Source organism: Micromonospora sp. LOL_013, from assembly GCF_048060315.1.
Taxonomy (GTDB): domain Bacteria; phylum Actinomycetota; class Actinomycetes; order Mycobacteriales; family Micromonosporaceae; genus Micromonospora_E.
The window spans coordinates 182873-208383 of the sequence record NZ_JBHMIQ010000001.1; the positions used below are offsets into that span (position 1 = coordinate 182873).

Sequence of the window (25511 nt, forward strand, 5' to 3'; positions counted from 1 at the left end):
CCATGGCGACAGACAGAGACATCACCGCCACCATCGACGCACTACCCGGGCTCGACGCCAGCGCACCGCCGCTGGAGGTCAACGACCTGCAGGTCGAGTTCCGCACCCGCAACGGCATCGCCCGCGCGGTCAACGGGGTCAGCTTCTCATTGCAGGCCGGCGAGACCCTGGCCATCCTGGGTGAGTCCGGCTGCGGCAAGAGCGTCACCGCTCAGGCGATCATGGGCATCATCGACTCGCCGCCCGGGTTCGTCACCGGCGGCGAGATCAAGTACCGGGGCGTGGACCTGCTCAAGCTGCCCGAGTCGCAGCGGCGCAAGATCCGGGCCAACCGGGTCGCAATGATCTTCCAGGACGCGCTGTCGGCGTTGAACCCGGTGTTCACCGTCGGCTTCCAGCTCTCCGAGCTGTTCCGCAAGCACCGGGGGATGTCCCGGGCCGACGGAAGGGCCCGGGCGGTCGAACTGCTCGACCTGGTGAAGATCCCGGCCGCCAAACAGCGGATCAGCGACTTCCCGCACCAGTTCTCCGGTGGCATGCGCCAGCGGGTGATGATCGCCATGGCGTTGGCTCTCGACCCCGAGGTGCTGATCGCCGACGAGCCCACCACCGCCCTCGACGTCACCGTCCAGGCCCAGGTGATGGCCCTGCTCGCGGAGCTGCAGCGGGAACGCAACATGGGCCTGGTGCTGATCACCCACGACATGGGGGTGGTGGCCGACGTCGCCGACCGGATCTCGGTCATGTACGCCGGTCGGGTCGTCGAGGAGGCGCCGGTGCGGGACATCTACGCCTCGCCGGCCCACCCGTACACCAAGGCGCTGCTGGAATCGATCCCCCGGATCGACCTCAAGGGCCAGGAGCTGAACGTCATCAAGGGCCTGCCGCCCGCGTTGACGAACATCCCGGCCGGCTGCTCGTTCAACCCGCGCTGCCGGTACGCGCAGGATGTCTGCCGGGCCGACCCGGAGCCGCCCCGGTTCGCGCTGGCCCCGAGCCGGACCTCCGCCTGCCACTTCTGGAAGGAGGTCAAGGGCGATGAGTGACGTTGTCCTGGAGACCAAGGACCTGGTCAAGCACTTCCCGCTGACTCAGGGCATCCTGTTCAAGCGGCAGATCGGCGCGGTCCGCGCGGTGGACGGGATCAACCTCCAGCTGCACCGGGGCGAGACGCTCGGCATCGTCGGCGAGTCCGGGTGCGGCAAGTCCACCCTGGCCAAGTTGCTGGTCGGGTTGGAGACCCCGTCGTCCGGCTCGATCATGGTGCACGGTGCGGACATCGCCGGCCGCAGTGGCACCGAGATGCGCCGGGCCCGGCGAAACATCCAGCTGGTGATGCAGGATCCGTACACCTCGCTGAACCCGCGGATGACGGTCGGTGACCTGATCGGTGAGCCGTTCGAGATTCATCCGGACGTGGCGCCGAAGAGCGACCGTAGCCGCCGCGTCCAGGAGCTGTTGGAGCTGGTCGGCCTCAACCCGGACCACATCAACCGCTACCCGCACCAGTTCTCCGGCGGGCAGCGGCAGCGGATCGGCATCGCCCGGGCGCTGGCGCTGCGCCCGGAGATCATCCTCTGCGACGAACCGGTCTCCGCGCTGGACGTGTCGATCCAGGCTCAGGTGATCAACCTGCTGGAGCAGCTGCAGAAGGAGCTGGGGCTGTCGTACATCTTCATCGCCCACGACCTGTCGGTGGTGCGGCACATCGCGCACCGGGTCAGCGTGATGTACCTCGGCAAGATCGCGGAGATCGGCACCGAGGAGGAGATCTACGAGCGGCCGACCCACCCGTACACCCAGGCGTTGCTCTCCGCGGTCCCGCTGCCCGACCCGACGGTACGCGGCCTGCGGGATCAGATCGTGCTGGAAGGCGACGTGCCGTCACCAGCCGACCCGCCGTCGGGCTGCCGGTTCCGGACCCGCTGCTGGAAGGCGCAGGACATCTGCGCCGCCGAGGAACCGACCCTGACGGTACGGGCGACTTCGGCGCACCCCAGTGCCTGCCACTTCGCCGAGGTACGCGACGTCGTGCACGTCACCGAGTAGTCCCGGCGCCGGCCCGCTCGTCGCCTCACGTCACATCGACGCCTGGCAGGAGCGGGCCGGCCGGCCTTCGTGGGTCCCGGCCGGTGTTTCACAGCGGGCCGCGGCCTGCCCGCAGCACCAGCAGCGCCAACTGGGTGCCGTCGGCACCCAGCTCCGACCGGTAGCGGTCGACAATCTCACGTTCCCGGGAGAGCACCAGCCGGGTGCCGCCTGAGGCGATCCGCACCGCGCCCACCTGCTTCGACAGCTCGGCCCGTTCCTGCCAGAGCGCGATCAGAGCGTCGTCGATCTCGTTGATCCTGTTCCGGATGGCCAGGATGCGATCGGCCGCCTCCGGCGCGTCCGTCCCGGTCTGGTGCCGACCGTCGGATCGCCCCGCCGAGCCGGTCGCGCCCGGTTGGCTCGCCTCCTCGGCGGTGCCGGCCGGTGGCGTCGCGCTGCTGTCGGCGGTGTGCGCAACGGCGTTGGTCCCCATGTCCTGCCTCCTGGACTGTCCGGCCCCGGTGGACGCGGAGCCGGAACGCGAAGTGCCCCGGGCTCTCGCGAGAGCCCGGGGCACTTGTAGGTCTGATGATCAGGCGCGACCTACGGCAGCCGGACTCCCGGAACCGTAGCTAACGAAAAATCGTGCCTGGCGGATCACGCTACGAGTATGCCCAGGCCGGTGACGCCAGCGCAAGAATCCGCCATCCTCTGGGAAGACACCCAGCGCGCCGACGGCCTGAGCGTGGCGGGCCTGAGCGTGCGATCCGGGCTGGCGGGCGGCGCGGGCGGCGCAGGGCTGTCGGTCGTGCGGCATAGACTCGCCGTGCGATGCATCCACTCTTCGAAACCCCAGCGGCCCCATCCGCACCTACCCCAGATCGGGACGGTCCGTCGGCCGGACCGCCCCCGGTCGAGCCCGGTGTGGCCGGCCGAGGGCCAGTTGAGCCAAATTTGGCCGGTGCCGCGCTGCTGACCGGGCTCAACGGCCCGCAACGGGAGGCAGTCACCCACGCCGGTGGCCCGCTGCTGATCGTGGCCGGTGCCGGTTCCGGCAAGACCAAGGTGCTCACCCACCGGATCGCCTACCTGCTCGCGGCCCGGCAGACCCACCCCGGTGAGGTCCTGGCGATCACCTTCACCAACAAGGCGGCCGGTGAGCTGAAGGAGCGGGTCGGCAACCTGGTCGGGCCGCGGGCCCGGATGATGTGGGTCTCCACCTTCCACTCCGCCTGCGTGCGGATTCTGCGGGCCGAGCATGGGCACGCCGGGCTGAAGTCGACGTTCTCCATCTACGACGCGGACGACTCGCGGCGGCTGATGCAACTGGTCGCCCGGGAGCTCGACCTCGACCCGAAGCGCTACCCGGCCCGGGGGCTGGCCACCCAGGTGTCGAACCTGAAGAACGAGCTGGTCGACCCGGAGACGTTCACCGACCGGGCGGCCGGCCCCAACGAGCGGGCCCTGGCCGAGGCGTACACGCTCTACCAGCGCCGGCTGCGCGAGGCGCACGCGCTCGACTTCGACGACCTGATCATGACGACGGTGCACCTGCTGCAGGCCCACCCGCACGTGGCCGGCAGCTACCGGCGGCGGTTCCGCCATGTGCTGGTCGACGAGTACCAGGACACGAACCACGCGCAGTATCAGCTGGTCAAGGAGCTGGTGGGGGACGGTTCGGACGACGTACCGCCGGGGGAGCTCTGCGTGGTCGGCGACGCCGACCAGTCCATCTACGCCTTCCGGGGCGCCACCATCCGCAACATCCTGGAGTTCGAGCGGGACTTCGCCCAGGCCCGCACGATCCTGCTGGAGCAGAACTACCGCTCCACCCAGACGATCCTGACCGCCGCCAACGCGGTGATCACCAACAACGCCGGTCGCAAGCCGAAGCGCCTGTGGAGCGACCAGGGCGACGGCGAGCGGATCGTCGGCTACGTCGCCGACACCGAGCACGCCGAGGCGGACTGGGCGGCCCGGCAGATCGACCGGTTGTGCGACGACGGCGCGGCCCGCCCGGGCGACGTGGCGGTCTTCTACCGCACCAACGCCCAGTCCCGGGTCTTCGAGGAGGTGTTCATCCGGGTCGGCCTGCCGTACAAGGTGGTCGGCGGGGTGCGCTTCTACGAGCGCAAGGAGGTCCGCGACGCGCTGGCCTATCTGCGGGCGGTGGTCAACGCCGACGACACGGTGAGTATCCGGCGGGTGCTCAACACGCCGCGTCGGGGCATCGGCGACCGGGCCGAGGCGTGCGTCGAGGCGCTGGCCGCCCGCGAGCGGATCTCGTTCGGTGCCGCGCTGCGGCGGGCGACCGAGGCACCGGGGATCTCGACCCGGGCGGCGAACGCGATCGCCGACTTCGTGGCGCTGCTCGACGGGGTACGGGAGCAACTGGCCACCACCACCCCGGAGGAGGCGTTGGAGTCGGTGCTGCTGCGCTCGGGTTACCTGACCGAGCTGGAGGAGAGCCTGGATCCGCAGGACGCCGGCCGGGTGGAGAACCTGCAGGAGCTGGTCAGCGTGGCCCGCGAGTACACCGAGCGGGTCGAGGCGTCCGACGAGCCGGCGACTGTCGCCGGCTTCCTGGAGCAGGTCGCGCTGGTCGCTGACGCCGACCAGGTGCCCGACGACGACCCGGACCACCAGGGTGTGGTCACCCTGATGACCCTGCACACCGCCAAGGGCCTGGAGTTCCCGGTGGTCTTCCTGACCGGCCTGGAGGACGGCGTCTTCCCGCACCTGCGGGCTCTCGGCGACACCGGGGAGCTGGAGGAGGAGCGGCGGCTGGCGTACGTGGGGATCACCCGGGCCCGGCAGCGCCTGTTCCTGTCCCGGTCGGTGACCCGGGCTGCGTGGGGGCAGCCGGCGTACAACCCGCCGTCGCGGTTCCTCTCCGAGTTGCCGGCCGAGCTGGTCCGCTGGGAGCGGACCGAGGCGGCGTACACCTCCTGGTCGGGCACGGGTGGCGGGGTCGGCGGGCGGTCGGCCGCCGCGGACCGGTCGCCGGTCGCGCGCGGCGGCGGCTTCGCCGGCGGTACGCCGAAGGCCGCCCGCCTCGCTCAGCGACTCGGGGTGGATCCGAGCCGGCTGAGCACCGCCAGCGAGCTGCCCACCGCGCCCAAGGTGACGGTGGGGGAGCGGATCAACCACCAGCGGTACGGGCTGGGCCGGGTGCTGGCGGTGCAGGGGCACGGGCCGGGAGCCAGGGCCCAGGTCGACTTCGGTGACCAGACGATGTGGCTGGTGCTGCGGCACGCGCCGATCGAGAAGATCTGACCCGGCCCGTACCGCAGCGGTCAGCAGCCCAGGTCGACGCCGCGTTCCCGCATCCACGGGGCCGGGTCCACCTGGCTCCACAGCCCGCCGACGTGCACCTCGAAGTGCAGGTGCGGGCCAGTGGAGTCGCCGGTGGAGCCCTCCGCGCCGATAGTGTCCCCGGGGGCCACCTGGTCTCCGACGGCGGCGCTGGTCGCGGAGAGGTGCGCGTAGTGGGTGAGCACACCGCCGCCGTGGTCGATCACCACCGAGATCCCGTACCCGGTGTACGCCCAGCCGGCCACCTGCACCGTTCCGGCGCCAGCGGCGAGCACCGGGGTGCCGGCCGGCAGGGCCAGGTCGATCCCGGCGTGCAGCACGCCCCAGCGCTGGCCGTAGCAGGAAGTGATCTGGGCGCCGGGCATCGGGGTGACCCAGTCGGCCGCGCTGGCCGCTGTACTCGGCTGCGCCGCTGCGGTCGTGGCCGAGTCACTGCCGTCACTGCCGTCGCTGCCGGCGTCGTCGGTCTGCCTCGCGGTCTCGTCATCGGTCCCGGTCGGCGCGGCGCCGTCGGCTGCTTCGGTCGGGTCCGCCGGTTGCTCGGTCTCCTCGGCGCGGCTGGTGCTGCTGTCGGTGGGCGCCGGGCCGAAACCGGTCTCGTCCCCGACGCTTTCCGGGGTGGCCGTCGGCTGACGGGTGCTCCGGTCGGCGCGTCCCGCCGAGTCGGCCCGGTCGGCGAGGATCGAGGTCGTCGCCGGATCGGTCGCGGTGGCGTCGGGGGCGGAGTTGAGTGCGGCGGCCGCGCCGCCGATAGCGAGGGCCACGACGGCCAGCACGGTGAGGGCGGTGGTACGGGTCCGGCGGCCGAACTCCGCCACCTGGGCGTGCTTGCCGGGCGGAACCAGCCGGTGCAGCCCTGGTGACCGACGCTGGGTCGAGGGCTCGCTGCGCTCCGTGGGCTCAGGGTGCGACACGGGGGTGACCTCCGTGGTAAGGGGCACGGACCCGGAAATGGTGGTGTGCCAGGCACAGAGGGTGGGTACCGGGTAGCCGGAGAAGTCGGCGGGGACCGCCCGGAGGCCGGACTTTCGTGACTCTCCGTGGTCGGATGGGCTATTTGCTGGCCCGACCGAAAGTGGTGCGGATCACAAGATCCAGTGTGACGTAGGGCACCTTTTCGCTGATCTGAGTGACCGACTGCACAAAAAACCGCTCAGACCGTACAGTCTGAGCGGTTTTCGTCCAGTCACCTGGAGTGTCAGGGCTCGACGACGCCACCGTAGATCGCCTCGACCTGCAGCTTGAGGTCCACTCCCTTGCCCCGCAGCCAGGTGATCGGGTCCTGCGGCTCCGAGTCCACGTGCACCTCGAGGTGCAGGTGGGCACCGTAGGAGTGGCCGGTGTTGCCGACGTCGCCGAGCAGATCACCGGCTTCCACCCGCTGACCGGCGGTGACCCGCAGCCGGGACGCATGGCCGTAGACGGCCTCGGTCCCGTCGTCGTGCTTGACGATCACGCAGTAGCCGTAGCCGCCGTTCCAGCCGGCGAGGGTGACCGTGCCGGCGTGGATCGAGTGGAACGGGGTGCCCTCGGCGGCGGCCAGGTCGACGCCAGCGTGCAGCTTTCCCCAGCGCATGCCGTACGGGGAGGTGAAGGTGTAGCCGCGCAGTGGCAGCATCCACACGTCCGGAGCGGCCTGGGTCATCGAGGTGGCCGGGGTCCGGTCGGCATCCCGGGAGGCGCGCTCGGCATCCTCGGCCCGCTCGCTGATCTGGCTGTCCAGGTCGAGGGCCTGGTCGTCGATCTCCAGGGCCTGGTCGCTCAGCGCGACGCTGTTCTCCAGGTCGGCCAGGGCCGACGGGCTGAGCGTCTTGGCGTCGGGCATCGCGCTCGCCCCGAGGGCGACGACACCCGCGCCGACGACGGCGGTGGTCATGACCGCCGCGTAGCGGCTACGGGGTGGAGTCGGTACGCGGCGACGACCCCGATATCGATCGGGCTCTGACGACAGGCGCTGGCGCACGCACACCCTCCATTGGCGGGTAGTTCGGCGGCGGTGCGAGCATCCGGGGACCTCACTGCGGAACCTGGGATTAACGCTCGTTGGCCGGGTTGGTTCTGGCCGGAGCCAGAGGACAACCGTGGACACGGTAGCCAACCCCTAGGGTCGCCACAACCCGACTCGCGAAAAATTGTTGACGTCCTGCGACCGTCCGTAGTGTATTGCCCGATTTCGTAACCTTTTATCAGGCCGTTCGTTGGTAACTGCTGGTTACATTGAGCAATGCTTATCGTGCGTTCAGTCAGGGTGGATTCGGGGTTGTGGCTCAGGGTCGGCCGGGCTGCCGGCGATGTGCCGAGGTTGGTTAACCTTCGTTAAGGATCGACCGGTCGGCAGGAGGCGCGCAGCGATGGAGACTCGGATCCGGGTGGTGGTGGCGAAGCCTGGTCTCGACGGCCACGACCGAGGCGTCAAAGTGGTGGCCAGGGCGTTGCGGGACGCCGGCATCGAAGTCATCTACACCGGTCTGCATCAGACACCGGAGCAGATCGTCGAGACCGCCATCCAGGAGGATGCCGACGCCATCGGGCTCTCCGTGCTGTCCGGCGCGCACCTGACGCTGTTCCGCGGAGTGCTCGACCTGCTGCGCGAGCGGGATGCGGAGGACATCGTGGTCTTCGGTGGAGGCATCGTCCCCGACGAGGACATCGCGGCACTCAGTGCGCTCGGCGTGGCCAGGATCTTCACCCCCGGGGCGAGCACCGCCGACATCGTCGACTGGGTCCGCGGCAACGTCCCCGCCCAGTGAAGAGGGTGAGAGGCCGGACGCACCCCTCACACGTCCGGCCTCTCCATGCACGATGCCCCGCCGCCACCCCTCGACCGACAGGGCATCGGCCGCTTCCGTCGGCCCCGCGCTGCGTTTCCGACACCTCACTCAACGACACCTGTCACCGGGGGTTACGTCGCCGGCACACCTTATTTTCGGGGCGTGCCGGTGGTCGCGACCGGGTCGCCGTACGGCTGGGTGGGCGGCACGCCGGATGTGTGCAGTTGCGCACACCGCCCGCCCGCCTACTGGCGTCCCAGGGCCGGGTGGTTAGGCTGCGCCAATGGCCGGTCACCGCTCGTGACCGGGAAATCATTTGATTCTGCACGCTGGCGGCGGCGCGACGGCGCGCCGCGGAGACGGAACGGGACGCGCAAACGTGGACCTGTACGAGTACCAGGGGCGCGAGCTGTTCGAGCGACACGGGTTGCCCGTGCTCGCCGGCGGCGTCGCCACCACCCCGGAAGAGGCCCGCGCGATCGCCGAGCGCCTCGGCGGCCGTGTCGTGGTCAAGGCCCAGGTCAAGGTCGGTGGTCGAGGCAAGGCCGGCGGCGTGAAGCTGGCCGAGGACGCCGACGAGGCGGTCAGCCACGCCACCAACATCCTCGGTATGGACATCAAGGGGCACACCGTCGGCAAGGTGATGCTGACGGTGACCGCCGACATCGCCGACGAGTACTACCTGTCGTACCTGCTGGACCGGGCCAACCGTACCTTCCTCTGCATCGCCAGTGTCGCGGGCGGGATGGACATCGAGCAGGTCGCCGCCGAGACACCGGACCGGGTGGCGAAGATCGCGATCGACGCCAACGTCGGGGTGGACGAGGCCAAGGCCGCCGAGATCGTCACCGCCGCCGGCTTTCCGGCCGAGCTCACCGACCAGATCACCGAGATCGCGGTCCGCCTCTGGCAGGCGTTCATCGCCGAGGACGCCACCCTGGTCGAGGTGAACCCGCTGGCCCGGACCCCCGAGGGTCGGGTGCTCTGCCTCGACGCCAAGGTCACCCTGGATGAGAACGCCGGTTTCCGGCACCCCGACCACGAGGCGATGGTCGACCAGTCCGCGGTCGACCCGCTGGAGCAGCGGGCCAAGGAGAAGGACCTCAACTACGTCAAGCTCGACGGCTCGGTCGGCATCATCGGCAACGGGGCCGGCCTGGTCATGTCCACCCTCGACGTGGTGGCGTACGCCGGCGAGGCGCACGGCGGCGTCAAACCCGCCAATTTCCTCGACATCGGCGGTGGCGCCAGCGCTGCGGTGATGGCCAACGGGCTGGAGATCGTGCTCTCCGACCCGGACGTGCGGACCGTGTTCGTCAACGTCTTCGGCGGGATCACCGCCTGCGACGAGGTGGCCAACGGCGTCGTCCAGGCGCTGGCCCTGCTCGAACAGCGCGGAGAGACGGTGACCAAGCCGCTCGTCGTCCGGCTGGACGGCAACAACGCCGAGGCGGGCCGGGCGATCCTCGACTCGGCCGCCAACCCCCTCGTCGAGCGGGTCGACACCATGGACGGAGCGGCCGAGCGGGCCGCACAGCTCGCCGCAGCGGCGTCCGGCCGCCCGGAAGGACAGTGATCGAGATGGCGATCTGGCTGACCAAGGACTCCAAGGTCATCGTGCAGGGGATGACCGGCTCCGAGGGCTCGAAGCACACCCGGCGGATGCTCGCCGCCGGCACCACCGTCGTCGGCGGGGTCAACCCGCGCAAGGCCGGACAGCAGGTCGAGTTCGGCGACACCCGGCTGCCGGTGTTCGCCAACGTCGGTGAGGCGATGAAGGAGACCGGGGCCGACGTCACGGTCATCTTCGTCCCGCCGGCGTACTGCAAAGCGGCGGTGATCGAGGCGATCGACGCCGAGATCCCGCTAGCCGTGGTGATCACCGAAGGCATCCCGGTGCACGACTCGACCGCCTTCTGGGCACACAACACGGCCAAGGGCGGCAAGACCCGGATCATCGGTCCGAACTGTCCGGGCATCGCCTCCCCAGGGGCCTCGAACGCCGGCATCATTCCGGCGGACATCACCCCGGCCGGCCGGATCGGCCTGGTCAGCAAGAGCGGCACGCTGACCTACCAGCTGATGTACGAGCTGCGTGACATCGGCTTCTCCACCTGCGTCGGTATCGGCGGCGACCCGGTCATCGGCACCACCCACATCGACGCGCTGGCCGCCTTCCAGGACGACCCGGAGACCGACACGATCGTGATGATCGGCGAGATCGGCGGCGACGCCGAGGAGCGGGCCGCTGAGTTCATCAAGGCGAACGTGACCAAACCGGTGGTCGGCTACATCGCCGGATTCACCGCCCCGCCCGGCAAGACGATGGGCCACGCCGGTGCGATCATCTCCGGCTCTGCGGGCACCGCCGACGCCAAGAAGGTCGCGCTGGAGGCGGCCGGAGTCAAGGTCGGCCGTACGCCGAGCGAGACCGCCCGGCTGATGCGTCAGGTGATCACCGGCGGCTGACCGGCCACAGCCGACACTGAGCGATCACAGCCGACACAGGGCCGTCGACCGGGAGACCGGTCGGCGGCCGTCGTCGTCTGGTCAGCCGATCGGGTAGTTCCCGGTCGCCCAGAGACTGGCCCCACCGATGATGTTGAGCACGCTCAGCACGATCGCCACCCAGCCCAGCACCGGGGACTTGCGGAAGCGGTTGGCGTCGCGGATCGACAGTGCGCCGAAGACGATGCCGAGGATGCCGCAGCAGAGCAGGCCGATCACGATACCGAGCACGCCCCACAGGGTGCTGCGGTCGCTGCCGGCCGACGCCGCGGCCGGTGGGTACTGGGTCATCGGCAGGGTCCCCCGTCAACTCGACAACCGCCGTCGTCGACGGCGCGGTCCAGCACCGAGCGTACGGCCAAATGACCGGAATGTCGGCAGGTTCGGTAGGTGACCGGCCAGGCCACGGCGATATTGCCGCCGGATCAGTGCGCCCACGTGCCAAAGTAGGCACGATGGCAGCCCACCCCCCGGACCCGCCACGACCGCCGGACGGTACCGCGTCGGTCGACGCCGTTCGGCGCTCAGGCCCGGGCCGCGTCCCCGGTGCTGCCCGCCGTGGCCGGGCCCCGCTGGCCGTCGCGGCCTCGGTGACCACCCTGTGGGCCGCGGTCGTGTCCTACCTGCCGGTCGCGGTGGTGATGTGGCTGATCCGGCTCGCCGAAGGCGACTCGTCGATCCTCGGCGCGGCCCGGATCGGTCTGGCCGCCTGGCTGCTCGGACACGGCGTACCGCTGGACACCTCGACCGGCCCGCTCGGGCTGCCGCCGCTGCTGCTCAGCGCGCTCGCCGCCTGGCGGATCTACCGGGCCGGCGTGCACACCACCCGGGCGGTCGGTGCCCGGCAGCGCGGATCCGCCGGCCGGGCGATCGTCGTCGCGTTTGCCGTCGCGACCGCGTACGGCGCGCTCGGTGCCGCCGCCGCGCACGTCGCGAGCAGCGCTACCACGGCGGTCGAACCGCTGCGGGCCGGGGCCACGCTGGCGGCGTTCGGCGTGGTCGGCGCGTTGCTCGGGGCCGGCCAGACCACCGGAACGCTGCGCCGACTGACGGCGCGCTGCCCCGACCTGCTGCGGCACGCGGCGCGGGCCGGGCTGGTCGCCGCGCTGCTGGTGCTCGGCGCCGGCGCCGCCGTGGCCGGGTTGTCCGTGGCGATCAGCGGTGGGGACGCCGCCGACACCATCGGGGTGTACCGGGCCGGGGTGGCCGGGCAGGCCGGGATCACGCTGCTCAGCACCGCCTACGCACCGAACGCCACCATCTGGGCGACCGCCTACCTACTTGGGCCGGGCTTCGCGCTCGGATCCGACACGGCGGTACGGACCACCGAAGTCACCCTCGGCAGCCTGCCAGCGATCCCGTTGTTCGCCGGGCTGCCCAACGGCCCGGCCGGCGGGCTCAGCGCGGCGCTGCTCGCCCTGCCGGTGCTGGCCGGGATGACCACCGGGTGGGTGCTGGCCCGCCGCTGGTCGGCGGGGTCCGACCGGGGTGGTGCCGGGCTGCCCGGCTGGCCGGTGCTGATCGGCGCTGCCCTGCTCAGCGGGCCGGTGGCCGGACTGTTCCTGGGCGGTGCGGCGGCCGCGTCCGGCGGTCCGCTCGGTGCCGGGCGGCTCGCCGACGTCGGGCCGGTCGCCTGGCAGGTGGCGGTGGTGTCGAGCGCGGTACTCGCGGTCGGGGCGGTGGTCGGCGCGGCGGCGGCGCGGGCGGTGGCGGCACCTCCGGCGGACCGGTCCGCGCCCCGCCAGCGGCGGTCCGCCGCTGCTCGGTCCGCCGCCGCCGCCCGGTCCGGTGCCGGGCAGGGACATCTGGGCAACGGCACAGGGCGCCCCGGACGATCCGGGACGCCCTGACCGGGTCGCGTCACAAAGCCTGGCTCAGATGCTGTTGAACCCGCTGCCGACATCCAGCAGAACGCCGAGGATCGAGTTCGCGATGCCGAGCACCACCCCGATCGCGCCGCAGATCAGCCCGGCCATCGCCTGGCTGCGGTTGTCCGCCAGCCCCTGGTCGACCTTGTTCTTGCCGAGGAAGCCGAGCACCGCGCCGGCGATGCCGGCCGGGATGCCGAGCAGCGGGCAGCACACAGCCAGCACCAGCGAGGCGATGCCGACGATCATGCCGATCAGGCCCAGGTTGTTGTCCTTCTGCTGGCCCGGCATGCCGTAGCCGCCGGCGGGGTACGGCTGGCCCGGCACCGGCTGCTGCGCGTACGGGTCACCGTAGGGCTGCCCCGGCGGCTGCTGCGGGTACGGCTGCCCCGGTGGTTGCTGGCCGTACGGGTCCGAGTAGGGCTGCCCCGAGGACGGCGGCTGGCTGTAGCCGGGCTGACCGTACGGGTCGGAGGGTGGCGACGAGGTCGGGTCCTGGGGCTGCTGGGGCTGCTGGCCATACGGATCTTGGCCTGGGTAGCCGGGCTGCACAGAGAGCTCCTTCATGACGACGACGCTCAGGGCGGTCGGAGATCGTGTTCTTGCCCGAGCGTCGGGCAGCGTATCTGGTCAGCGCAAATCCTGCCGCCCGTCGCGCCCGCCCGTTCCGTTGGGCGCGACCTGGGCGGGACCTGGACGGGGCCTCGTCGGCGGCCGGGTAGGGTGCTCGGGTGACCTCGTCTCCGGCCAGACTCGTGGTGCTCGTCTCCGGTTCCGGCACCAATCTGCAGGCGCTGCTCGACGCCACCGAGGACCCCGCGTACGGCGCGGTCGTCGTCGCTGTCGGCGCGGACCGGGACGGGATCGCCGGGCTGGACCGGGCCGAGGCCGCCGGGGTGCCCACCTTCGTGGCCCGGGTCGCCGACCACGCCAGCCGGGCGGACTGGGACGCCACGCTGACCGCCGAGGTCGCCGCGTACCAGCCGGATCTGATCGTCTCCGCCGGCTTCCTGAAGCTGGTCGGCGCCCGGTTCCTGGCTGCCTTCGGGGACCGCTACGTCAACACCCACAACTCGCTGCTGCCCGCGTTCCCCGGCATGAACGGACCGCGTGACGCCCTCGCCTACGGGGTCAAGCTGGCCGGTGCCACGCTCTTCTTTGTCGATGCCGGCGTCGACACCGGACCGATCGTCGCGCAGGTCGCGGTCCCGGTCGAGCCGGACGACGACGAGGCCAGTCTGACCGAGCGGATCAAGGAAGCGGAACGGGCGCAGCTCGTCGAGTACGTCGGCCGGTTGGTCCGGCACGGCTGGACCATCTCGCATCGAAAGGTCACCATCCGATGAACCCGAGCATCGACGGCCGCCGCCCGCTGCACCGGGCGTTGATCAGCGTCTACGACAAGACCGGCCTGGTCGAGCTGGCCACCATGCTGCACGCCGCCGGGGTGGAGATCGTCTCCACCGGGTCGACCGCGACCACCATCGCCGCCGCCGGCGTGCCGGTGGTCCGGGTGGAGGACGTGACCGGCTTCCCGGAGTGCCTTGACGGCCGGGTCAAGACGCTGCACCCGCACGTGCACGCCGGGCTGCTGGCCGACCTGCGCTCTGCCGACCACACCACGCAGCTGGCCGAGCTCGGCGTCGCTCCGTTCGACCTGCTGGTGTCCAACCTGTACCCGTTTCAGCAGACCGTGGCCTCCGGCGCCGACCCGGACGGCTGTGTGGAGCAGATCGACATCGGTGGCCCGGCGATGGTGCGGGCGGCGGCGAAGAACCACGCCAGCGTCGCGGTGGTCACCTCGGTGTCGGCGTACCCGCTGATCGAGCAGGCCCTCGCCGAGGGTGGCTTCACCCTGCGGCAGCGGCGCGCCCTCGCCGCCCGCGCGTTCGCCGACATCGCCGAGTACGACGTCGCGGTCGCCGACTGGTGCGCCCGGACCCTGGTCGGCGCGGACACCGACCAGCCGGTGGACTGGCCGGAGTTCGCCGGTACCGCGCTGCGCCGGGCCGCTGTGCTGCGCTACGGCGAGAACCCGCACCAGCGGGCGGCCCTCTACCTGGACCCGGCGGTACCGGCCGGGCTGGCCCGGGCCGAGCAGTTGCACGGCAAGGAGATGTCGTACAACAACTACGTTGACGCCGATGCCGCCTGGCGGGCGGCGAACGACTTCACCGCCCCGGCCGTGGCGATCATCAAGCACGCCAACCCGTGCGGCATCGCGGTCGGTGTCGACGTCGCCGAGGCACACCGCAAGGCGCACGCCTGCGACCCGGTCTCCGCGTACGGCGGGGTGATCGCGGTCAACCGGCCGGTCACCGTCGAGCTGGCCAACCAGGTCGCGGAGATCTTCACCGAGGTGGTGGTGGCCCCCGGGTTCGACCCGGCCGCGGTCGAGGTGCTGGCCCGGAAGAAGAACCTGCGGCTGCTGCTCGCCCCGGCGTGGCAGCCGGCGGCGGTTGAGTGGCGGCAGGTCACCGGCGGCCGGCTGGCGCAGACCGCCGACCGGATCGACGCCGCCGGCGACGATCCGGCGAGCTGGCGGCTGGCCACCGGTGAGCCGGCCGACGCGGACCTGCTGGCCGACCTGGGCTTTGCCTGGCGGGCGGTACGCGCGGTGAAGAGCAACGCGATCCTGCTGGCCCGCGACGGTGCGACCGTCGGGGTCGGGATGGGCCAGGTCAACCGGGTCGACGCTGCCGAGTTGGCGGTACGCCGGGCCGGTGCCGGCCGGGCCGCCGGTGCGGTGGCCGCCTCCGACGCGTTCTTCCCGTTCCCGGACGGCCTGCAGGTGCTGATCGACGCCGGGGTACGCGCGGTGGTGCAGCCCGGTGGTTCGATCCGGGACGACGAGGCGACCGCGGCGGCGAACGCCGCCGGGGTCGCCATGTACCTGACCGGCACCCGGCACTTCTTCCACTGACCGGCTGGCCGTCGTCGTGTCGCTGCAGCAGCGCGTCGAGGAGCGGATCGTCGGGGCCGACTGGGCGCTCGACGAGTTCGACCGGGTGCACTTCGACCGCTGTGAGCTCGTCGACGTCGACCTGACCGAGGCGGTGCTGACCGGCTGCGTCTTCACCAACTGCGTACTGGCGAACGTGCGGGTCAACGCGGCCCGGCTGACCCACTGCGCGCTGCTGCACTGCGTGATTCGACGGTCGTCGTTCTTCGACGCGACCTTTGCCGACTGCAAGCTGACCGGCACCCAGTTCCTCGACTGCACGCTGCGCCCGCTGCACGTTGACGGCGGGGACTGGGGGTTCGTGCTACTGCGCGGCCTCGACCTGACCGGGACGAAGCTGTCCGGGCTGCGGCTACGGGAGGCCGACCTGACCGAGGCGGACCTGAGCCGGGTGGATCTTTCCGGGGCGGACCTTGGCTATGCCCGGTTGACCAGCGCGAAGCTGCGCGGCACGGATCTGCGTGGGGCGGATCTGGCCGGGGTCGAGCTGCGCGGCCTCGACCTGACCGGGGCGCGGATCGACCTGGCCCAGGCGGTGCAGGTCGCGGCGGCGTACGGCGCCGACGTGCGGCCCTGACCGGCTGGTCCGCGCGAGGTGCCGACCGGGGTGGATCGGGCGACGTGAGACGATCGGTGACGTGACGGCGACAATTCTGGACGGCAAGGCGGCGGCTTCCGCCATCAAGGACAACCTTCGTGCCCGGGTCAAGGCGCTCGCGGAGCAGTCGGTGGTGCCCGGTCTCGGCACCGTGCTGGTCGGTGAGGATCCCGGCTCCCATGCGTACGTCAACGGCAAGCACCGCGACTGCGCCGAGGTCGGGATCGCCTCGATCCGGCGGGACCTGCCCGTCGACGCCAGCCAGGAGCAGGTGGAGGCGGTGGTCGCCGAGTTGAACGCCGACCCGGCCTGCCACGGCTACATAGTCCAGCTGCCGATGCCGAAGCAGATCGACACGCAGCGGGTGCTGGAGCGGGTCGACCCAAACAAGGACGCCGACGGGCTGCACCCGGTCAACCTGGGCCGGCTGGTGCTCGGCTTCGACGCGCCGGTCGCCTGCACTCCCCGGGGCATCGTCGATCTGCTGCGTCGTAACGAGATCCGGCTCCGGGGTGCGGAGGTGGTGGTGATCGGTCGGGGTACCACCGTCGGCCGGCCGCTGGGGCTGCTGCTGACCCGGCGCAGCGAGAACGCCACGGTGACGCTGTGCCACACCGGCACGCTCGATCTGGGCGACCACACCCGGCGGGCGGAGATCGTGATCGCCGCCGCTGGCGTGCCCGGTCTGGTCACCGCTGAGATGATCACGCCGGGGGCGACGGTCATCGACGTCGGCATCACCCGGGTGCTCGGCGAGAACGGCAAGGGCCAGTACACCGGTGACGTGGCGCCGGACGTGGCCGAGGTGGCCGGTGCGCTGGCACCGGTGCCCGGCGGGATCGGCCCGATGACCCGGGCGATGCTGTTGACCAACGTCGTCGAGCTGGCGGAACGCGGCCTCGCCGACCGGTGAGCCGGTCGGCCAGTCGACCGGTGTGGCGGGCGGCGACGTCGGCGTGGCGGGCGTGAGGTGGGTCTCCGGGCGCGCCCCTGACCCGCTCCGCCGTTACCTGGCTGATACGGTCCCGACAAATTCGCCCGGTAGCAGGGAGTGAGACGACAATGGGCAAGAAGGTCACCGTCGTCGGGGCCGGCTTCTACGGCTCGACGACCGCGCAGCGCCTGGCCGAGTACGACGTCTTCGACACCGTCGTGCTGACCGACATCATCGAGGGCAAGCCCGAGGGACTGGCCCTCGATCTCAACCAGTCGCGGCCGATCGAGGGCTTCGAGACCAAGGTCGTCGGTGCGACCACCGGGGTGGACGGCTCCGGCTACGAGGTGATCTCCGGCTCGGACGTCGTCATCGTCACCGCCGGCCTGCCGCGCAAGCCGGGGATGAGCCGGATGGACCTGCTGGAGGTCAACGCCAAGATCGTCCGCGGCGTCGCGGAGAAAATCGCCCGGTACGCCCCGGACGCGGTGGTCATCGTGGTGTCCAACCCGCTCGACGAGATGACCGCGCTGGCGCAGATCGCCACCGGGTTCCCGCGCAACCGGGTGCTCGGGCAGGCCGGCATGCTGGACACCGCCCGGTTCTCCCACTTCGTCGCCGAGACGCTCGCGGTACCGGTGGCGACCGTACGCACGCTGACCCTCGGCTCGCACGGTGACACCATGGTGCCGGTGCCGTCACGGTGCACCGTGAACGGCAAGCCGCTGACCGAGCTGCTGCCGGCGGACAAAATCGAGGAACTGGTGGTCCGGACCCGCAACGGTGGTGCCGAGGTTGTCGCCCTGCTCAAGACCGGGTCGGCGTACTACGCGCCGTCGGCGGCGGCGGCCCGGATGGCCAAGGCCGTGGCCGAGGACTCCGGCGCGGTGATGCCAGTGTGCGCCTGGGTCACCGGGGAGTACGGAATCGACGGCGTCTACCTGGGCGTGGAGGCTGAGCTCGGGGCCGAGGGCGTCCGTCGGGTGGTGACCACCGACCTGACCGGTACGGAACTGGCCGCGCTGAAGGAGGCCGCCGAGGCGGTCCGGGCCAAGCAGGCGGACGTGGCCGACCTCTGAGCCGTACGGGCGTGACGATCGGGGCGGGCATCCAGGTGCCCGCCCCGACGTGTGCCGCGCCTCGTTCGTCCCGCCCGCTGCGCACCGGGTTCGGCAATCCAGTACGCTCGTACTGCTAATACGAGTTTCCGAGAGGAGCGCCGGTCGATGGCGAAGATCAAGGTAACCAACCCGGTCGTCGAGCTCGACGGCGACGAGATGACCAGGATCATCTGGAAGCAGATCCGGGAGCAGTTGATCCTGCCCTACCTCGACGTCGACCTGCACTACTACGACCTGTCGATCCAGTACCGCGACGAGACCGACGACCAGGTGACGGTGGACGCCGCGAACGCCATCAAGCAGCACGGCGTCGGCGTCAAGTGCGCGACCATCACCCCGGACGAGGCCCGGGTCGAGGAGTTCGGCCTGAAGAAGATGTGGCGCTCCCCGAACGGCACCATCCGGAACATCCTCGGCGGCGTGGTGTTCCGCGAGCCGATCATCATGTCGAACGTCCCCCGGCTGGTGCCCGGCTGGACCAAGCCGATCATCATCGGCCGGCACGCGCACGGCGACCAGTACAAGGCCTCTGACTTCGTGGTGCCCGGGCCGGGCACGGTGACCATCACCTACACCCCGGCCGACGGCAGCGCCCCGGTCGAGATGGAGGTCGCCAACTTCTCCGGCGGCGGCGTCGCGATGGGGATGTACAACTTCGACGAGTCGATCCGTGACTTCGCCCGCGCCTCGCTGCGCTACGGTCTGGACCGCGGTTACCCGGTCTACCTGTCGACCAAGAACACCATCCTCAAGGCGTACGACGGTCGGTTCAAGGACATCTTCGCCGAGGTGTACGAGGCCGAGTTCGCCACCGAGTTCGCCGCCGCCGGGATCACCTACGAGCACCGGCTGATCGACGACATGGTCGCCGCCGCGCTCAAGTGGGAGGGCGGCTTCGTCTGGGCCTGCAAGAACTACGACGGTGACGTGCAGTCGGACACCGTCGCCCAGGGCTTCGGCTCGCTGGGGCTGATGACGTCGGTGCTGATGACCCCGGACGGTCGTACGGTGGAGGCGGAGGCCGCGCACGGCACGGTCACCCGGCACTACCGGCAGTGGCAGAAGGGCGAGAAGACGTCGACCAACCCGATCGCGTCGATCTTCGCCTGGACCCGGGGCCTGGCCCACCGCGGCAAGCTGGACGGCACCCCGGCGGTGACCGAGTTCGCCAACACGCTCGAGCAGGTCTGCATCGAGACCGTCGAGGCGGGCCAGATGACCAAGGACCTGGCGCTGCTGATCGACCGCAACGCTCCGTGGCTGACCACCGACGAGTTCATGGCGGCTCTCGACGGCAACCTGGCCAAGCGGCTGAGCGCCTGAGTAGCTGAGCGCCTGAGCTCGCGGCCGGCACCGTCACCGGTTCCTCCGGCGGATCGTTGAACAGGGTGGACGTGGTGCCAGTCGCGTCCAAGGGGATCTTCCGGTGGCGGTCGCCCTGAGCAACATGACGCCAACGGTCGATCCTCGGCTGTGAACCAGCAGCCTGCCGTCCCTTCCCTGCGGGGGGTCCTGTCCCGGGCCCCCCGCAACCATGTCCGGTCTGGTCAGGCGTCGCGCAACAGTGCCGCCGCCTGTTCGGGCCGGACGTCGTTGATGAACACACCCATCGCCGATTCCGAACCGGCCAGGTACTTCAGCTTGTCCGCCGCCCGCCGGATGGTGAACACCTGCAGATGCAGGTAACCCAGCTCCCGTTCGTGACGTACCGGGGCCTGATGCCACGCCGCGATGTACGGTGTGCCCTGCCGGCTGTCGAAGAGCCGGTCGAAGCGGCGCAGCACGTCCAGGTAGAGCGGCCCGAAAGCGTCCCGTTCGGCGTCGTCCAACGCGGCGATGTCCGGCACCCGGCGGTGCGGTGCCAGGTGCACCTCGAACGGCCAGCGCGCTGCGGCCGGCACGTACGCCGTCCACCGGTCGTTCGCCGCCACCACCCGCACCCCGGCCGCCCGCTCGGCGGCCAGCACGTCCGCGTACAGGCTCCGCCCGCCGGTCGCCTCGGCGTGCCGTCGGGCGGCGGCCAGCATCGACCGGGTACGCGGCGGCACGAACGGGTACGCGTAGATCTGCCCGTGCGGGTGGTGCAGGGTGACCCCGATCTCCACGCCCCGGTTCTCGAAACAGAACACCTGCTCCACCGCGTCCAGCGCGGACAACTCGGCGGTCCGGTCGGCCAGCGCGTCAACGACGGTGCGGACCCGGGCCGGGGTCAGCGAGGCGAACGAGGTGCCGTGCTCGGCGGTGAAGCAGACCACCTCGCAGCGCCCGAGACCGGGCCGGGGCGGGGTGAACGGCGTACCACCGGGGTAGCCGGCGGTCCCGTCACCCACCCGGTCGCTCAGCGCCGGAAACCGGTTCTCGAAGACCACCACGTCGTAGTCGTACGCCGGAATCTCGCTGGACCGGCCGGGTCGCGACGGGCAGAGCGGGCACTGGTCGGTCGGCGGCAGGAAGGTCCGGGTCTGCCGGTGCGCGGCGATCGCCACCCACTCGTCGGTCAACGGATCGTGGCGAAGCTCCGAGGCGGGTGGCGGGGGCGGCAGCTCCCGCCGGTCCGGGCCTTCCCGGACGGCGTCGTCCCGCTCGTCGAAGTAGATGAGTTCCCGCCCGTCGGCGAGCCGTACCGCATGGCGTTTCACGACGCTGAGTTCCTATCGGTGTGGGACGGCGATCGACAGCTCGACGCCGTGTCCGGCCAGGACGTCGCGGGCCGGTGCGGGTAGTCCGGGGTCGCTGACCACGACCTGGGCCGTGGCCAGCTCTGCCATCGAGGAGATGCCCACGACGTCCCATTTGGTGTGGTCGGCCAGCACCACCAGGCGGGCCGCCGCCGTGATCAGGGCGCGGTTGGTGTCGGACTCCATCAGGTTCGGGGTGGTGTAGCCGGCCCGTTCGCTCATCCCGTGCACACCGAGGAAGAGCAGGTCCACGTGCAGGTCGCGGAGGGCGGTCACGGCCACCGGCCCGACCAGCGCGTCCGACGGGGTACGCACCCCACCGGTGAGGATCACCGTCTGGTCACCCCGACCGTCCCGGTAGAGCACGTCGGCCACCGGGATCGAGTTGGTCACCACCGTCAGCCCGGGGACGTCGACCAGCCGGCGGGCGAGCTCCACCGTGGTGGTGCCGGCCGACAACGCCACCGCCCCGCCGGCGACGACCAGCTCGGCGGCGCGTGCGGCGATCGCCGCCTTTTCGGCCTGCTGCCGGGCGGACTTCGCCACGAACCCGGGCTCGTCGGTGGCCCCGGGATCGACCGGGGTGGCCCCGCCGTGCACCTTGGCCAGCAGCCCCCGGTCGGCGAGGACGTCCAGGTCCCGGCGGATTGTCATGTCCGAGACGCCGAACTCGACGGCCAGGTCGGTGACCCGTACCCCGCCTGCGGCCCGGACCCGGTCCAGGATCGCTGCCTGGCGCTGCGGCGCGAGCATCAGCACCACGTCCTGCTCCCACCTGCTCGCACTCAATCCAACAGATGCGAACACTATCGCGCAGGTACGGCCGAACGGAAGTGCGCCCGGCCAGGTAGGTGCCTGCGCAGGGTCGGGTCAGCGGAACGCCTCCGCCACCGCGCTGCGCCAGACCGGCGGACGGCCGAGCCAGGCGGCGAGGCGCGCGTCGTGCGGGGCGTAGTGGTCGGCCAGCTCCCGACGGGTACGCGCACCGGGCGGCTCGACCGGCAGTCCGTCGAACGGTGCGCCCGGTGCTCCGTCGACCAGGGCCGGCGGTTGCGTCGGCGGCGGTAGCCACGGCTCCTCGTTGAGCCTCGGCAGGCCGAGGAAGTCCAGTACCTCGCCGTACACCTTGGCCGGCGTGGTCCACAGCCGTTCGGCCTCCACCAGGCAGATCCGCTCCCGGCCAACCTGAGAGGCCAACCGATCCAGGTAGGTGGCGTACTCGCCGCGCTGCCGGTACGCGTGGTGCTGGTGGGCGAAGCTGCGGTACCCGGCCTCCACCCCGAGGCGTTCCTCCTGCCCGCGTAGCCGGGCGGACTCCAGCGCCAGCGCCCGGGCGAACGATGGCTCCGGCTCGTGCCCGGCAAGCCGTTCCACCCGGAAGTGCGACCACGCCCGGTCCACCGGATCGCGGACCAGCACCAGCAGCCGCACGTCTGGTAGATCCCGGGCGATCCGCAGCGCGGCGTACGGGTGGTAGAGGTAGTAGGTGCTGGTCTCGAATGCGCTGGCGGTGCCGCCGTGGCGTCGCTGCAACCGGCGGGCGGTGCGCTGGCGGGGAAAGTGCCCCCGGTACCAGTCGATGCCGCGCTCGTACGAGGTGTCGAAGAAACTTACTCCGTCACGCCGGGCCGCCCGCAGCACCAGCGGATGAGCGGCCAGCATCCGGTGCAACCCGGCGGTCCCGCACCGGTGCCCGCCGCAGATCAGGAACGACGGCAGCACCCGCCTCGGGGCCGTCCACCGCCCGTACGACCAGGACCGGGTGGGCACGATCCGGCGTAGCGGCTCCGGGATCCGACTGCGTAACGGCATGTCGCCCTCTCCTGTCCTGCCTGGACGGCTGTGCTGTCGGGCCAGCGCGAATCGCTGTTTACCGGATAACGCTGCTGCTACCCGGACAAGAGTGGCTTCTCGCCCGACTTGCCGTCATCTGCAGAAAAGGCGACAAAGGAGGATTTTGTGGGTCAGGCCGGCTTCAGTCGCGGCTCCACCCAACCCGTTTCGGTGAGGTGTTGCAGCACCGTCTGCACGCCCTGCTCGATGCTTATCTCACTGGTGTTCAGCACCAGGTCGGCATCAGTCGGCTCCTCGTACGGATCGTCAATCCCGGTCATCCCGGTCAGCTGACCGGCCCGCGCCTTGGCGTACAGCCCCTTACGGTCGCGGGCCTCGCAGACCTCCAACGGGGTCGCCACCCAGACCAGCAGGAACCCGGCCCCGGCGTCGTTCGCCATCTGCCGGGCCACCGCCCGGGCCTGGGCGTACGGTGCGATCGGGCAGCAGATCGCCACCCCGTGGTGCCGACCGACCTCGGACGCGACCCAGCCAATCCGACGGACGTTACGGTCCCGGTCCGCCTTGGAGAACGTCAACCCGGCGGAGAGTTCGCGGCGTACCACGTCCCCGTCGAGCAGCGTGACGGTCCGGTCGCCGCTCTCCCGCAGCGCGTCCGCCACCCCCCGGGCGATGGTCGACTTGCCGGAACCGGACAGCCCGGTGAAGAACACCACCAGGCCACGATGCCGGCGCGGCGGCCGGGCCCGGGCCAGCTCCCGCGCCACCGCCGGCGGGGTGTGCCACTCCGGCAACGGAAAACCCCGGTCCAGCAGGTCGTCGATCTCCTCCTGATCGAGCGCCAGCCGCCGGTTGCGCGGCGGGATGTCGTCGCGCCAGCGCCACTGACCGTCCCGGTTGTCGTAGGCCAACTCCCGGGGCACCAGCACCCTCGGGCCGCCGCCGGAGAGCATCTCGCCGGTGGACAGCAGGTGGGTGACGCCGTACGCGGCCGCCACCCGGGCGCGCAGCAGCGCGTCCCGGATCTCGTCACCGTGCCGGGTCAACGGCACCGCTACCAGCGTCGCTGGCGGCATCCGGTCCCGGGCCGCGAAGACACTGCGGACCAGCACCTCCGGCGGCAGCCCGCTGACCCCGCCGTCGGCGACCGGGATCAGGATCAGCAGATGCGCGGCGAGGGTACGGGCGGCGTGCGCGATCTGGGCCAGCTGCGGGCGGTGCAACGGGCGGTCGGCGATCACCCCGAGCACCCGGCCCGGGGGCAGCAGCGCACGTACCTCCGCCGGGCTGCGACGCAGCCGCTGGAACGGTCCGCCGGTGCCGTCGCCGAGCCGGCGCACCCGGCCGCCGACCGCCGAGAAGCCGTCCCGGCTCGGCCAGGCGTCGACGATGTCCAGCGCGGCCACCGGAGCACCCTCCGGGTCGGTGAGCACCAGCACCCGCAGCAGCGGATTCGTCAGGTCGAGCCCGGCGACCAGGTCGGCCGGCACCTCCAGGGTGACCGGCACCGGCCAGGCGGTGCCGTCGGCCAGCCGGCCGCGACTACGCAACGAGGCAAGATCGGCGCGGGTGTGGAAGCCGGTCAGCGGGGCGTACGCCTCGGACAGGATCAGCTCAAGGTCGGCCAACTCGAACGGCCGCGGCGTGTACGCCGGCGCGTCCCGCAGCACGTCGTCAGGCAGCACCCAGCCGTCGGTCATCACACCCCCAATGGATCGAACTCACAGTTTCGCAGCCGGCCGGTCGTCGGTCGAGACTGGCACGGCGAGTTCTGCCACCATCGCGGGATGTCGACCATCGTCACCCGATGTCGACGTCTCGTCCGGGGCCGAACCAGAGCAACGCTTGCTTCCGGGTCCGGCGGTGTCACCCCTAATGGCAGGGCATGGGTAGCTCCTCAGGGAACCTCCAGGGGGAAACCCCATCCCACGACGTGCCGGCAGTCCATACGCTGACCGGGTGACTCTCATCGCAACCGATGCGCTGACCAAGACGTACGGCGGGCGGGTGACGGCCCTGGCCGACCTGACCGTCGAGGTCCAGCCCGGCATCGTCGGCCTCGTCGGGGCCAACGGCGCCGGCAAGTCGACCCTGATCAAGATCCTGCTCGGCCTGCTCGCCCCGACCAGCGGACAGGTCCGGGTACTCGGACTGAACCCCACCACCGACGCCGACGCGGTCCGCGCCCGGGTCGGCTACATGCCGGAGAACGACTGCCTGCCGCCGGACCTCAGCGCCGCCGAATTCGTCACCCACCTGGGGCGGATCAGCGGTCTGCCGCGCGCGGCGGCCCGGGAACGGGCCTCCGAGGCGCTGCGCCACGTCGGGCTCTATGAGGAGCGCTACCGGCAGATCGGCGGCTACTCCACCGGCATGAAGCAGCGGGTCAAGCTGGCCCAGGCGCTGGTGCACGACCCCGACCTGCTGCTGCTGGACGAGCCGACCAACGGCCTGGACCCGGCCGGCCGGGACGCCATGCTGGCCCTGGTGCACCGGATCGGCGCCGAGTTCGGCATCTCGGTGCTGGTCTGCTCGCACCTGCTCGGCGAGGTGGAACGGATCTGCGACTCGCTGATCGCCATCGACGGCGGCCGGCTGCTGCGTTCCGCTCAGCTTTCCGACATGACCACCGCCAGTGACGTGCTGGCGATCGAGGTCAGCGAGGGCACCGAGGCGCTGGCTGCCCGGCTGGCCGCGGCCGACCTGCCGGTCAGCCGGGAAGGTCAGCTGCTGCTGGTGCCCGCCGAGACCGGCTCCGACGTGTACGACCGGATCCTCGCCGCAGTCGTCGAACTCGACCTGCCGCTGCACCGGCTCGACCAGCGCCGGCACCGGGTCGCCGAACTCTTCGCCACCACGGAGGACTCCCGTGTCAACGTCTGACCAGCTCACCGCCGCCCGGGGCGCCGGGCCGACGCCGGCCGGCCCGGC

At 71.2% G+C, this 25511-nt stretch carries 23 protein-coding genes; 14 read left to right on the forward strand and 9 right to left on the reverse strand.

Annotated elements, in window-relative coordinates; genetic code table 11:
* The first annotated feature begins 2 nt into the window (after window positions 1-2).
* Both ACFHWS_RS00925 and ACFHWS_RS00930 read left to right on the forward strand, forming a co-directional pair.
* Complete coding sequence (locus tag ACFHWS_RS00925) at window positions 3-1046, forward strand: ABC transporter ATP-binding protein (RefSeq protein WP_416551356.1); 1044 nt, start codon at window positions 3-5, stop codon at window positions 1044-1046.
* Entirely contained in the window at window positions 1039-2049 is a 1011-nt protein-coding gene (locus tag ACFHWS_RS00930) for an ABC transporter ATP-binding protein (protein WP_416551357.1), read from the forward strand. The genes ACFHWS_RS00925 and ACFHWS_RS00930 overlap by 8 nt, the downstream gene beginning before the upstream one ends.
* A gap of 88 nt (window positions 2050-2137) precedes the next feature.
* On the opposite strand, the gene ACFHWS_RS00935 is transcribed toward ACFHWS_RS00930, so the two are convergent.
* Window positions 2138-2524 (reverse strand): chorismate mutase, encoded by a 387-nt coding sequence (locus ACFHWS_RS00935; protein ID WP_278173819.1) that lies wholly within the window; start codon window positions 2522-2524, stop codon window positions 2138-2140.
* 338 nt (window positions 2525-2862) lie between these two features.
* On the opposite strand from ACFHWS_RS00935, the gene pcrA reads away from it, so the two are divergent.
* Window positions 2863-5307 (forward strand): DNA helicase PcrA, encoded by a 2445-nt coding sequence (gene pcrA / locus ACFHWS_RS00940; RefSeq protein WP_416551358.1) that lies wholly within the window; start codon window positions 2863-2865, stop codon window positions 5305-5307.
* A 20-nt stretch (window positions 5308-5327) separates the two neighbouring features.
* Here the strand turns inward: pcrA and ACFHWS_RS00945 are convergent, their stop codons facing one another.
* Window positions 5328-6260 carry a M23 family metallopeptidase gene (locus ACFHWS_RS00945; protein ID WP_416551359.1) on the reverse strand — a complete coding sequence of 311 codons (933 nt, stop codon included), beginning with the start codon at window positions 6258-6260 and terminating at the stop codon, window positions 5328-5330.
* A gap of 284 nt (window positions 6261-6544) precedes the next feature.
* The gene (locus ACFHWS_RS00950) at window positions 6545-7309 is read right to left on the reverse strand and encodes a M23 family metallopeptidase (RefSeq protein ID WP_278173823.1); all 765 of its coding nucleotides are present in this window, start codon (window positions 7307-7309) and stop codon (window positions 6545-6547) included.
* 388 nt (window positions 7310-7697) lie between these two features.
* Here ACFHWS_RS00950 and ACFHWS_RS00955 point away from each other — a divergent pair, with 388 nt between their 5' ends.
* From ACFHWS_RS00955 to sucD, 3 genes are all read left to right on the forward strand, one after another.
* Complete coding sequence (locus tag ACFHWS_RS00955; RefSeq protein ID WP_416551360.1) at window positions 7698-8096, forward strand: cobalamin B12-binding domain-containing protein; 399 nt, start codon at window positions 7698-7700, stop codon at window positions 8094-8096.
* 400 nt (window positions 8097-8496) lie between these two features.
* Window positions 8497-9693, forward strand: coding sequence for an ADP-forming succinate--CoA ligase subunit beta (sucC, locus tag ACFHWS_RS00960; protein ID WP_416551361.1), 1197 nt, complete (start codon window positions 8497-8499; stop codon window positions 9691-9693).
* Window positions 9694-9698: 5 nt separating this feature from the next.
* Window positions 9699-10586, forward strand: a complete 888-nt coding sequence (gene sucD / locus ACFHWS_RS00965; protein WP_416551362.1) for a succinate--CoA ligase subunit alpha — start codon at window positions 9699-9701, stop codon at window positions 10584-10586.
* Window positions 10587-10667: 81 nt separating this feature from the next.
* On the opposite strand, the gene ACFHWS_RS00970 is transcribed toward sucD, so the two are convergent.
* Window positions 10668-10916 carry a hypothetical protein gene (locus tag ACFHWS_RS00970; protein ID WP_416551363.1) on the reverse strand — a complete coding sequence of 83 codons (249 nt, stop codon included), beginning with the start codon at window positions 10914-10916 and terminating at the stop codon, window positions 10668-10670.
* 164 nt (window positions 10917-11080) lie between these two features.
* Between ACFHWS_RS00970 and ACFHWS_RS00975 the strand changes: the two genes are divergently transcribed.
* Window positions 11081-12475 carry a DUF6350 family protein gene (locus tag ACFHWS_RS00975; protein ID WP_416567433.1) on the forward strand — a complete coding sequence of 465 codons (1395 nt, stop codon included), beginning with the start codon at window positions 11081-11083 and terminating at the stop codon, window positions 12473-12475.
* Window positions 12476-12499: 24 nt separating this feature from the next.
* Here the strand turns inward: ACFHWS_RS00975 and ACFHWS_RS00980 are convergent, their stop codons facing one another.
* A complete protein-coding gene (locus tag ACFHWS_RS00980; RefSeq protein ID WP_416567434.1) occupies window positions 12500-13060 on the reverse strand; it encodes a DUF4190 domain-containing protein in 561 nt (186 codons plus the stop codon).
* 164 nt (window positions 13061-13224) lie between these two features.
* Here ACFHWS_RS00980 and purN point away from each other — a divergent pair, with 164 nt between their 5' ends.
* The 6 genes from purN (at window position 13225) to ACFHWS_RS01010 (ending at window position 19431) form a co-directional block, all read left to right on the forward strand.
* Window positions 13225-13839: a phosphoribosylglycinamide formyltransferase gene (gene purN, locus ACFHWS_RS00985; protein ID WP_416551366.1), complete on the forward strand. Its 615-nt coding sequence runs from the start codon at window positions 13225-13227 to the stop codon at window positions 13837-13839.
* Window positions 13836-15416, forward strand: coding sequence for a bifunctional phosphoribosylaminoimidazolecarboxamide formyltransferase/IMP cyclohydrolase (purH, locus tag ACFHWS_RS00990; RefSeq protein ID WP_416567435.1), 1581 nt, complete (start codon window positions 13836-13838; stop codon window positions 15414-15416). The genes purN and purH overlap by 4 nt, the downstream gene beginning before the upstream one ends.
* 16 nt (window positions 15417-15432) lie before the next feature.
* Window positions 15433-16032, forward strand: a complete 600-nt coding sequence (locus ACFHWS_RS00995; protein ID WP_416551368.1) for a pentapeptide repeat-containing protein — start codon at window positions 15433-15435, stop codon at window positions 16030-16032.
* A gap of 61 nt (window positions 16033-16093) precedes the next feature.
* On the forward strand, window positions 16094-16966 hold the full coding sequence (locus tag ACFHWS_RS01000; RefSeq protein ID WP_416551369.1) for a bifunctional methylenetetrahydrofolate dehydrogenase/methenyltetrahydrofolate cyclohydrolase: 873 nt from the start codon (window positions 16094-16096) through the stop codon (window positions 16964-16966).
* Window positions 16967-17115: 149 nt separating this feature from the next.
* Complete coding sequence (mdh, locus tag ACFHWS_RS01005; RefSeq protein ID WP_416551370.1) at window positions 17116-18066, forward strand: malate dehydrogenase; 951 nt, start codon at window positions 17116-17118, stop codon at window positions 18064-18066.
* 147 nt (window positions 18067-18213) lie between these two features.
* A complete protein-coding gene (locus ACFHWS_RS01010) occupies window positions 18214-19431 on the forward strand; it encodes an NADP-dependent isocitrate dehydrogenase (RefSeq protein WP_278173844.1) in 1218 nt (405 codons plus the stop codon).
* A 224-nt stretch (window positions 19432-19655) separates the two neighbouring features.
* Here the strand turns inward: ACFHWS_RS01010 and galT are convergent, their stop codons facing one another.
* From galT to cysC, 4 genes are all read right to left on the reverse strand, one after another.
* Complete coding sequence (galT, locus tag ACFHWS_RS01015) at window positions 19656-20747, reverse strand: galactose-1-phosphate uridylyltransferase (protein ID WP_416551372.1); 1092 nt, start codon at window positions 20745-20747, stop codon at window positions 19656-19658.
* A 12-nt stretch (window positions 20748-20759) separates the two neighbouring features.
* The gene (locus ACFHWS_RS01020) at window positions 20760-21539 is read right to left on the reverse strand and encodes a DeoR/GlpR family DNA-binding transcription regulator (RefSeq protein ID WP_416551418.1); all 780 of its coding nucleotides are present in this window, start codon (window positions 21537-21539) and stop codon (window positions 20760-20762) included.
* A 117-nt stretch (window positions 21540-21656) separates the two neighbouring features.
* Window positions 21657-22598, reverse strand: coding sequence for a sulfotransferase domain-containing protein (locus ACFHWS_RS01025; protein ID WP_416551373.1), 942 nt, complete (start codon window positions 22596-22598; stop codon window positions 21657-21659).
* Window positions 22599-22750: 152 nt separating this feature from the next.
* Window positions 22751-24280 carry an adenylyl-sulfate kinase gene (cysC, locus tag ACFHWS_RS01030; RefSeq protein ID WP_416567436.1) on the reverse strand — a complete coding sequence of 510 codons (1530 nt, stop codon included), beginning with the start codon at window positions 24278-24280 and terminating at the stop codon, window positions 22751-22753.
* Between the two features lie 259 nt (window positions 24281-24539).
* On the opposite strand from cysC, the gene ACFHWS_RS01035 reads away from it, so the two are divergent.
* The gene (locus tag ACFHWS_RS01035; RefSeq protein WP_416551375.1) at window positions 24540-25463 is read left to right on the forward strand and encodes an ABC transporter ATP-binding protein; all 924 of its coding nucleotides are present in this window, start codon (window positions 24540-24542) and stop codon (window positions 25461-25463) included.
* Window positions 25464-25511: the final 48 nt, after the last annotated feature.

Bases quoted from the DNA above. Each gene is read 5' to 3' on its own strand.
- ACFHWS_RS00925 (WP_416551356.1), top strand. From the start codon at position 3: ATGGCGACAGACAGAGACATCACCGCCACCATCGACGCACTACCCGGG.
- ACFHWS_RS00930 (WP_416551357.1), top strand. From the start codon at position 1,039: ATGAGTGACGTTGTCCTGGAGACCAAGGACCTGGTCAAGCACTTCCCG.
- ACFHWS_RS00935 (WP_278173819.1), bottom strand. From the start codon at position 2,524: ATGGGGACCAACGCCGTTGCGCACACCGCCGACAGCAGCGCGACGCCA.
- pcrA (WP_416551358.1), top strand. From the start codon at position 2,863: ATGCATCCACTCTTCGAAACCCCAGCGGCCCCATCCGCACCTACCCCA.
- ACFHWS_RS00955 (WP_416551360.1), top strand. From the start codon at position 7,698: ATGGAGACTCGGATCCGGGTGGTGGTGGCGAAGCCTGGTCTCGACGGC.
- sucD (WP_416551362.1), top strand. From the start codon at position 9,699: ATGGCGATCTGGCTGACCAAGGACTCCAAGGTCATCGTGCAGGGGATG.
- ACFHWS_RS00970 (WP_416551363.1), bottom strand. From the start codon at position 10,916: ATGACCCAGTACCCACCGGCCGCGGCGTCGGCCGGCAGCGACCGCAGC.
- ACFHWS_RS00975 (WP_416567433.1), top strand. From the start codon at position 11,081: ATGGCAGCCCACCCCCCGGACCCGCCACGACCGCCGGACGGTACCGCG.
- ACFHWS_RS00980 (WP_416567434.1), bottom strand. From the start codon at position 13,060: ATGAAGGAGCTCTCTGTGCAGCCCGGCTACCCAGGCCAAGATCCGTAT.
- purH (WP_416567435.1), top strand. From the start codon at position 13,836: ATGAACCCGAGCATCGACGGCCGCCGCCCGCTGCACCGGGCGTTGATC.
- mdh (WP_416551370.1), top strand. From the start codon at position 17,116: ATGGGCAAGAAGGTCACCGTCGTCGGGGCCGGCTTCTACGGCTCGACG.
- ACFHWS_RS01010 (WP_278173844.1), top strand. From the start codon at position 18,214: ATGGCGAAGATCAAGGTAACCAACCCGGTCGTCGAGCTCGACGGCGAC.
- ACFHWS_RS01020 (WP_416551418.1), bottom strand. From the start codon at position 21,539: ATGCTCGCGCCGCAGCGCCAGGCAGCGATCCTGGACCGGGTCCGGGCC.
- ACFHWS_RS01025 (WP_416551373.1), bottom strand. From the start codon at position 22,598: ATGCCGTTACGCAGTCGGATCCCGGAGCCGCTACGCCGGATCGTGCCC.
- cysC (WP_416567436.1), bottom strand. From the start codon at position 24,280: ATGACCGACGGCTGGGTGCTGCCTGACGACGTGCTGCGGGACGCGCCG.